The sequence below is a fragment of the Methylobacterium ajmalii genome, from assembly GCF_016613415.1.
In the GTDB taxonomy this organism is placed as follows: domain Bacteria; phylum Pseudomonadota; class Alphaproteobacteria; order Rhizobiales; family Beijerinckiaceae; genus Methylobacterium; species Methylobacterium ajmalii.
Map to the genome: position 1 here is coordinate 21,690 of NZ_JACWCT010000029.1, position 7,977 is coordinate 29,666.

At 71.5% G+C, this 7,977-nt stretch carries 7 protein-coding genes; 3 read left to right on the plus strand and 4 right to left on the minus strand.

The features are described from left to right. Window positions 1–67 precede the first annotated feature (67 nt). Window positions 68–2,098, plus strand: a complete 2,031-nt coding sequence (paaZ, locus tag HPY23_RS05720; protein WP_091891212.1) for a phenylacetic acid degradation bifunctional protein PaaZ — start codon at window positions 68–70, stop codon at window positions 2,096–2,098. Window positions 2,099–2,255: 157 nt separating this feature from the next. On the opposite strand, the gene HPY23_RS05725 is transcribed toward paaZ, so the two are convergent. From HPY23_RS05725 to HPY23_RS05740, 4 genes are all read right to left on the minus strand, one after another. Continuing rightward, window positions 2,256–3,497 (minus strand): NAD(P)/FAD-dependent oxidoreductase, encoded by a 1,242-nt coding sequence (locus tag HPY23_RS05725; protein ID WP_236012517.1) that lies wholly within the window; start codon window positions 3,495–3,497, stop codon window positions 2,256–2,258. 10 nt (window positions 3,498–3,507) lie between these two features. Continuing rightward, the gene (locus HPY23_RS05730; RefSeq protein WP_091891217.1) at window positions 3,508–4,404 is read right to left on the minus strand and encodes a dihydrodipicolinate synthase family protein; all 897 of its coding nucleotides are present in this window, start codon (window positions 4,402–4,404) and stop codon (window positions 3,508–3,510) included. Between the two features lie 129 nt (window positions 4,405–4,533). Next, entirely contained in the window at window positions 4,534–5,235 is a 702-nt protein-coding gene (locus HPY23_RS05735) for a GntR family transcriptional regulator (RefSeq protein WP_244537679.1), read from the minus strand. Between the two features lie 67 nt (window positions 5,236–5,302). After that, complete coding sequence (locus HPY23_RS05740; RefSeq protein ID WP_091891223.1) at window positions 5,303–5,854, minus strand: cupin domain-containing protein; 552 nt, start codon at window positions 5,852–5,854, stop codon at window positions 5,303–5,305. Between the two features lie 151 nt (window positions 5,855–6,005). Here HPY23_RS05740 and aptA point away from each other — a divergent pair, with 151 nt between their 5' ends. Together aptA and HPY23_RS32820 are read left to right on the plus strand one after the other, a co-directional pair. After that, window positions 6,006–7,337 carry an omega-aminotransferase AptA gene (gene aptA, locus HPY23_RS05745; protein ID WP_060849713.1) on the plus strand — a complete coding sequence of 444 codons (1,332 nt, stop codon included), beginning with the start codon at window positions 6,006–6,008 and terminating at the stop codon, window positions 7,335–7,337. Between the two features lie 286 nt (window positions 7,338–7,623). Continuing rightward, window positions 7,624–7,977: aldehyde dehydrogenase family protein (locus tag HPY23_RS32820; RefSeq protein ID WP_236017627.1), on the plus strand; the 354-nt coding region annotated here is incomplete at its 3' end.

Consider the following 7,977-nt stretch of genomic DNA (forward strand, 5'->3'; position numbering starts at 1 on the left):
CCTCCGTCGCCTGCTTGACCAACCGGCCGGTCGGTCAATAATGGGCGCCAACGAACAGGAGGACGCCATGCGGCTGGAGAGCTACGTCCAGGGGCGCTGGATCGCGCCGGGGGGAGACTGGGCCGGCATCCGCAGCGCCGTCACCGGCGCGGTGGTGGCCGAGGTCGCGGGCGGCGGGCTCGCGATGGGCGAGGTGCTGGACCATGCCCGCCGGGTCGGCGGCCCGGCGTTGCGCCGCCTCACCTTCCACCAGCGCGCCGAGATGCTGAAGCGGCTCGCGACCTACCTCAACGAGCGCCGTGACGGGCTCTACACCCTCTCGCACCAGACCGGCGCGACCCGCGCCGACAACCTGATCGACATCGACGGCGGCATCGGGACCCTGTTCGTCTACGCCTCGAAGGGGCGGCGGGAACTCCCGAACGCGACCTTCCTGATCGACGGGGCGGTGGAGCCGCTCTCGCGCGGCGGCAGCTTCGTCGGGCGCCACGTGATGACGCCGCGCCACGGCTGCGCCGTCCACATCAACGCCTTCAACTTCCCGTGCTGGGGCCTGCTCGAAAAGCTCGCGCCCGCGATCCTCGCCGGCGTGCCGGTGGTGACGAAGCCCGCCACGATCACGTCCTACGTCGCCCATGCCCTGGTGCGGCTGATCGCCGAATCCGGCATCCTGCCCGACGGCGCGCTGCAATGCGTGGTCGGCCCGACCGGCGACCTGTTCGATCACCTGACCGGCCAGGACGTGGTGTCGTTCACCGGCTCGGCGGACACGGCGCAGCTGCTCCAGCGCCACCCGGTGATCGCCCGCGAGGCGGTGCATTTCGTCGCCGAGCGTGATTCGCTCAACGCGGCCATTCTCGGCCCCGATGCCGGGCCGGGCAGCCCGGAATTCGACCTCTACATCAAGGAGGTCGCCAAGGAGATGACCGTCAAGGCCGGGCAGAAATGCACGGCGATCCGCCGGGCGCTGGCACCGCGCGAGCATGTCCCGGCGGTGATCGAGGCCCTGAGCCGGCGCCTCGCCGGGGTCAAGATCGGTGATCCCGCCCGCGAGGACGTGCGGATGGGGCCGGTGGTGGGCCTCGCCCAGCGCCGCGACGTGCTCGCCCGGGTCGAGGCCCTCAAGGCGGAGGCCGAGCTGGTCTTCGGCGATCCCGCCCGTGTCGCCGTCGAGGGGGCCGATCCCGAGGCCGGCGCCTTCCTGCCGCCGCTCCTCCTCCACTGCGCCGATCCCCTCCGGGCCCGGCAGGTGCACACGCTGGAGGCCTTCGGCCCGGTCTGCACGGTGATGGGCTATGACGGGCTCGACGAGGCGGCGACGCTTGCCAATCGCGGCGAGGGCAGCCTCGTCGCCTCGCTCTACACCCACGATCCGGCGGCGGCGGCCGACCTCGTCTTCGGCATCGGCGCCTATCACGGCCGCCTCGTCGTCCTCGACCGCGACTGCGCCAAGGAGCAGACCGGCCACGGCTCGCCGATGCCCCACATGGTGCATGGCGGCCCCGGCCGGGCCGGCGGCGGCGAGGAGCTGGGCGGCGTGCGGGCGCTGCACCACTACATGCAGCGCACCGCCCTCCAGGGCTCGCCCGCGATGCTGAGCCGGATCACGGGAAGCTGGATCAAGGGCGCGCCGGAAGTGATCCGCCCCGAGCACCCGTTCCGCTGCCACTTCGAGGATTTGGAGATCGGCCGCAGCTTCCACTCGGCCGAGCGGACGATCACCCTCGAGGACATCGAGCACTTCGCGCACTTCACCGGCGACACCTTCTACGCCCACATGAGCGAGGAGGCGACGAAGGGCCACCCGTTCTTCCCCGGCCGCGTCGCCCACGGCTACCTGCTCCTGTCCTTCGCCGCCGGCCTGTTCGTCGATCCCGATCCGGGCCCGGTGCTGGCCAATTACGGGCTCGACAGCTTGCGCTTCCTCAAGCCGCTCCAGCCCGGCGAGGCGATCCGCGTGCGGCTCACCGCCAAGGAGAAGGCGCCCCGCAACGCGCAGTACGGCGAGGTGCGCTGGGACGTGGAGATCCAGACGGCCGCCGGCGAGACGGCGGCGACCTACGAGCTCTTGACGATGAACGCGATGCGGGGGGCGTGAGCGCGGCGCCTGACCCCCTCCCCTCCGCGCAGAGCTGTTTGGGTAAAAGAAGGGGCGCGGGGCTCCCCTCTCCCCGCGGGCGGGGCGAGGAGATGTCCCGCGCCTTTTCCTTTTCCCGGGCCACCCTGCCGGAGAGTGGGGATGATCTGGGCGGGTCTTACCCGAACCGCCCCGCCCGCAGCGCCGCCACGTCCACCCCGGGCCGACGCCCGGCCAGCAGATCGGCCACGATCCGCCCGGTCCCGGCGCTCTGCGTCAGGCCGAGATGGCCGTGGCCGAAGGCGTAGATCACCCGGGGGCTCGCCCGCGACGGGCCGATCACCGGCAGGCTGTCGGGGAGCGAGGGGCGAAAGCCCATCCATCGACGTCCCCCGTCCGTCCGCAGGCCCGGCAGGAAGGTGGCGGCCTTCTTCAGCATCGCGTCGGCGCGGGCGAAGTTGGGCGGGCGATTCAGGCCCCCGAACTCGACGGCGCCGCCGACCCGGATGCCGGTGGCGAGCGGCGTGACCACGAAGCCGTGGCCGCCGAAGGTGAGCTGTCGGCGCAGATCGAAGGCGCCGGGCGGCAGCGTGGTGTTGTAGCCGCGCTCGGTGTCGAGCGGCACCCGGTCGCCGAGACGGCGCGCCAGATCGCGCGACCAGGCCCCGGCGGCGAGCACGCAGGCCTCGACCGTGAGCGACGTGCCGTCGGCCAGCGTCAGGCGCACGCCCTCGCCCGCGGGTGCGACGTCCCGCACCTCGCCTCGCGTGACCACGGCACCCTTCGCCACGACGTCGGCGTGGAGCGCCAGGGCGAAACGGTGCGGATCGTCGACCGTCATCCAGTGCGGCGTGAAGGTGCCGGCGACGAACCGGGGCGACAGGCCGGGCTGCAGCTCGGCGAGGCGGGCGCCGCGGACATGCTCGAAGGCGATGCCCTCCCGCTCCCGCGCCGCCCAGCCGGGCGCGGAGGCGACGAGTTCCGCCTCGCTCTCGTAGAGTTCGAGGTTGCCGTCGCGGCGCAGCCGCCCGGCGAGGCCGGCCGCCGCCACCATCGCCGCCATGGCGTCCGCGGCGAGCCGCATCAGGCCGGACTGGACTTCCGTCGCGTGCCGGTGCCGGTCGGGCAGGCTGGCGCGCCAGAAGCGAACGAGCCAGGGCGCGATCCGCGGCAGGTAGGCGGGCGGCAGTGCCAGGGGCCCGAGGGGATCGAGCATCCAGCGCGGCGCCTTGCGCAGGATGCCCGGCGAGGCGAGCGGCAGCACATCCGTGAAGGCGAGCGCCCCGGCATTGCCGAGGCTCGCCCCCTCGGCGATGCCGCCGCGCTCGATCAGCCGCACCCGCCAGCCCTCGGCCTGGAGATGGTGAGCGGTTGCGAGGCCGACGATGCCGGCCCCGACGATGGCGACCTCGCGGGGCAAGGCGGCTCCCTTACGCAGCGAGCTTGAGCGACGGGCGGCGCTCCAGGGCGGTGCGCACGATCGCCTCGACGGCGGCGCGGCGCTCGCCCGAGAGGGGCTTTCGCGGCATGCGGACATGCTCGGTCGAGCCGATCGCCAGCGCCTCGGCGAGCTTGATGTTCTGGACGAGGAAGGTCGAGACGTCGAGGTCGAGGAGCGGGCGGAACCAGCGGTAGATCTCCAGCGCCTCCGCATGACGCCCCGCCTTCATCAGGCGATGGATCGCCACGGTCTCGTCGGGGAAGGCGACGACGAGGCCCGCGACCCAGCCGACCGCGCCGACGCTCAGCGCCTCGAAGGCGAGGTTGTCGACGCCGGTCAGCACCGCGAAGCGGTCGCCGAAATGGTTGATGATCTCGGTGGTGCGGCGGATGTCGTCGGAGGATTCCTTGATGGCGACGAAGCGCTTGTCCGCCGCCAGCCGCTCCATGATCGGCACCGTCACGTCGACCCGGTAGGCGACGCGGTTGGAGTAGATCATCACCGGCAGGTCGCCGGCGGCGGCGACCGCGCCCAGGGTGGCGACGGTCTCGTCCGCATCGGTGTGGTAGATCGGGCTCGGCACCACCATCAGGCCCGACGCACCGGCCTTGGCGGCGCGCGCCGCGAGCGCGCAGGCCTCGCGGGTGCCGGCCTCGGAGACGGTCAGCAGGACGGGCTTGCCGCCGGCGACCGACCGGGCGGTCTTCAGGACCTCCAGCCGCTCGTCCGGCGACAGCATCGGGCCCTCGCCGAGGGAGCCGCAGACGATGATCCCGTCGCAGCCGGCCTGCATCTGGAGCGAGAAGCAGCGCTCCATCTCGGCGTGGTCGAGCTCACCGTCGGCGGTGAACTTGGTGGTGACGGCGGGAATGACGCCTGTCCACATGGGTCTGCTTCCTCTCCAGGCTTGTCGGGCCGCACGATCCGTCACGGATCGCGCGACCACGGCACCACGCACAGGACCCCGGCCCATCGTGGCTCTCGGTTCGCAGATTGTATAAAATATGCGCTCGAATCAAGCCGTGGCGGCGGCCGAGCGGCGATAAATCTCGATGAGGGAGCGCCCGGCATGCTCGACATGGATCCGCAGCAGGTTGGCCGCCGCCACGATCTCGCCGGCCTCGCACAAATCGAGGATGGTGGTGTGCTCCAGGTCGGCGCGGGCAACGTCGCCGGTGACCGAGAGCTGGAGCCGGGTCGGTCGGTCGCAATCCTGGAGCAGGCCGGCGATGATCGACAGCGAGCGCGGCCGGCCGGCATGGCGCAGGAGGCCGAGGTGGAAGCGCCGGTTCAGTTCGCCCCAGGTCTCGACCGTGCCGGCCTTCAGCGCCGCGCCGTACTCCTCGCGCAGGGCGCGCAACTCCGAGAAGTCGTCGGGCGTCAGGTGGCGGGCGGACAGGATCAGCAATTGCGGCTCGAGGGAGACGCGAAGCTGGAAGATGTCCTCGACCTCCTCGATCGACAGGCCCGAGACCACCGCGCCGCGATGCGGCACGATCTTGACGAGGCCGCCGGCCTCCAGCTGCAGCAGCGCCTCGCGGATCGGGATCCGGCTGATGCCGAATTCCTCCGCCAGCGCGTCCTGGCGCAACTGGACGCCCGGCGCGAGGGCACCCGAGAGGATGCGCTGGCGCAACGCCTCGGCCACCGCCGCCGAGACCGTCCGGTGGCCGAGCCCCCCGGCGACGGATCGAGCCCCGCGCGCGCGTTCCGTCACGGCCATGCTTCCCACTCCACCGATTCACTCGAACGCATATTGTATACGATATTGGCCCGCAAGGCGGTCAGAAGGTCGGCGGCGTGCAGGCGCTGACGACCTCGCAGGGGTTCGGCCCGACGCAGCGGAAGCGGTGGGGCCGACGGCTGGAGAAGTAGTAGGCGTCGCCCGGCCCGAGCACCCGGCGCTCGTCGTCCACCGTCACCTCGAGCCTCCCCGAGAGCACGATGCCGCCCTCCTCGCCGTCATGGACCAGCGGCACCCGGCCGGTGTCGGAGCCCGGCTCGTAGCGCTCCTTGAGCAGTTGCAGGGCGCGGCCGAACAGGTTGTTGCCGACCTGGCGGTAGGAGATCCGGCCCTTGCCGATCTCGACCAGCTCCTCGCTGGCGTAGAACGCCTTCTCGGTCCCCTCCGGGGTCAGGGAGAAGAACTCGGCGAGCCCGATCGGCACCGCGTCGAGGATGCGCTTGAGCGCCCCGACCGACGGGTTGGTCTGGCCCGATTCGATCAGCGAGATGGTGGAGTTCACCACCCCGGCGCGCTTGGCGAGCGCGCGCTGCGACAGGCCGTGCAGGATGCGCACGTGGCGCAGGCGCGCCCCCACCTCGTCGTTGGTCACGCCGGCTCCCTGTTGAGGCTGTTGCGGATCGGGCAACACTCTACCGCGGAGGTCCATGCGGGCAAGGGGTTGGCGCGGGGCAGAAAAGGACTTGTTGCGGTTGCCGGAACGGTCTTGTCTTGCGGCGACCGCGCCCCAGGAGAACCCCGCCATGAACGCCCATCCGCCGCGCCTCAACCGCCCGAGCCTCGACGCCTACTGGATGCCGTTCACGGCCAACCGTCAGTTCAAGGCCGCCCCGCGCCTCCTCGTCTCGGCCGAAGGCATGCACTACACGGCCGACGACGGGCGCGAGGTCCTCGACGGCACCGCCGGCCTGTGGTGCGTCAATGCCGGCCACGGCCGCCGCCGCATCGCCGAGGCCGTCGAGCGCCAGCTCTCGACCCTCGACTACGCGCCCTCGTTCCAGATGGGCCACCCGATCGCCTTCGAGTTCGCCGAGCGTCTCGCCGCCATCGCCCCGGGCGGTGCCCTCGACCGGGTGTTCTTCACCGGCTCGGGCTCGGAATCGGTCGATACCGCGCTCAAGATCGCGCTCGCCTACCAGCGCGCCATCGGCCAGGGCACCCGGACCCGGGTGATCGGGCGCGAGCGCGGCTATCACGGCGTCGGCTTCGGCGGCATCTCGGTCGGCGGCCTCGTCAACAACCGCCGGATGTTCCCGCTGCTGCCCGGCGTCGATCACCTGCGCCACACCCACGACCTTTCCCGCAACGCCTTCGTCCAGGGCCAGCCCGAGCACGGCGCGGACCTCGCCGACGATCTCGAGCGGCTGGTGGCCCTGCACGGCGCCGAGACCATCGCGGCGGTCATCGTCGAGCCGGTGGCGGGCTCGACCGGAGTGCTGGTGCCGCCGAAGGGCTACCTGGAGCGCCTGCGCGCGATCGCCACGAAGCACGGCATCCTGCTGATCTTCGACGAGGTCATCACCGGGTTCGGGCGCCTCGGCGCGCCCTTCGCCACCGACTATTTCGGTGTGACGCCGGACCTCATCACCACCGCCAAGGGGCTCACCAACGGCACGATCCCGATGGGCGCGGTCTTCGCCACCCGGGCCGTCCACGACGCGCTGATGCACGGGCCGGAGGGCGCGATCGAGCTCTTCCACGGCTACACTTATTCGGGCCACCCGGTCGCCTGCGCGGCCGGCCTCGCCACCCTGGAGATCTACGAGGAGGAAGGCCTCCTCACCCGCACGAACCAGGTCCAGGCGCAGTGGCACGCAGCGATGCATGCCCTGCGCGACTGCCCGAACGTGATCGACATCCGCACCATCGGCCTCATCGCCGGCATCGAGCTGGAGCCGCGGGCGGGCAAGCCGGGCGCGCGGGCCTACGACGTCTTCACCGACTGCTTCGAGAAGGGCCTGCTCATCCGCGTCACCGGCGACATCATCGCCCTGTCGCCGCCGCTGATCGCGGAAGCGGAGCACATCGACACCATGGCGTCGATGCTGGGCGAGGCCCTGCGCCGGGCGGCGTAAGCATCCACCCCGTCGGGCATCGACAGCCTCCTCGTCGATGGAAGCGGTGCCGCGAGCGCCTCTTCTCCCACGCCGCAACCTCATCCTGAGGCGTCAGTCCATCAATGATGGACTGACCTCGAAGGAGGCTTCCAGAGGTCTCGCGATCCCTGGATTCCCCTTCGAGGTTGGTCGATCTGCGATCGATCAACACCTCAGGATGAGGTCGTGGTTGGGGTGAGGCATGCCGCGCGGATCAACGTATCGAAACCCTCGTCATCCCCGCATACGGACCATCGAAGACACCATGAACACCATCGGACACTTCGTCGGCGGCGCCCAGATCCCCGGCCGCTCGGGCCGCACCGCGCCGGTCTTCAACCCGGCCACCGGCGAGCAGTCGGGCAGCGTCGCCCTGGCTGGCACCGACGAGGTCGGGGCCGCCGTGGCGGCCGCCCGCGCCGCCTTCCCGGCCTGGGCCGCCACCCCGCCGCTGCGCCGCGCCCGCATCCTCAACAAGTTCCTGCGCATCCTCGAGGACCGCATCGACGAACTCGCCGCCGTCATCACCGCCGAGCACGGCAAGGTCCTCTCCGACGCCAAGGGCGAGATCCAGCGCGGCATGGAGGTGGTCGAGTTCGCCACCGGCGCCCCCCAGCTC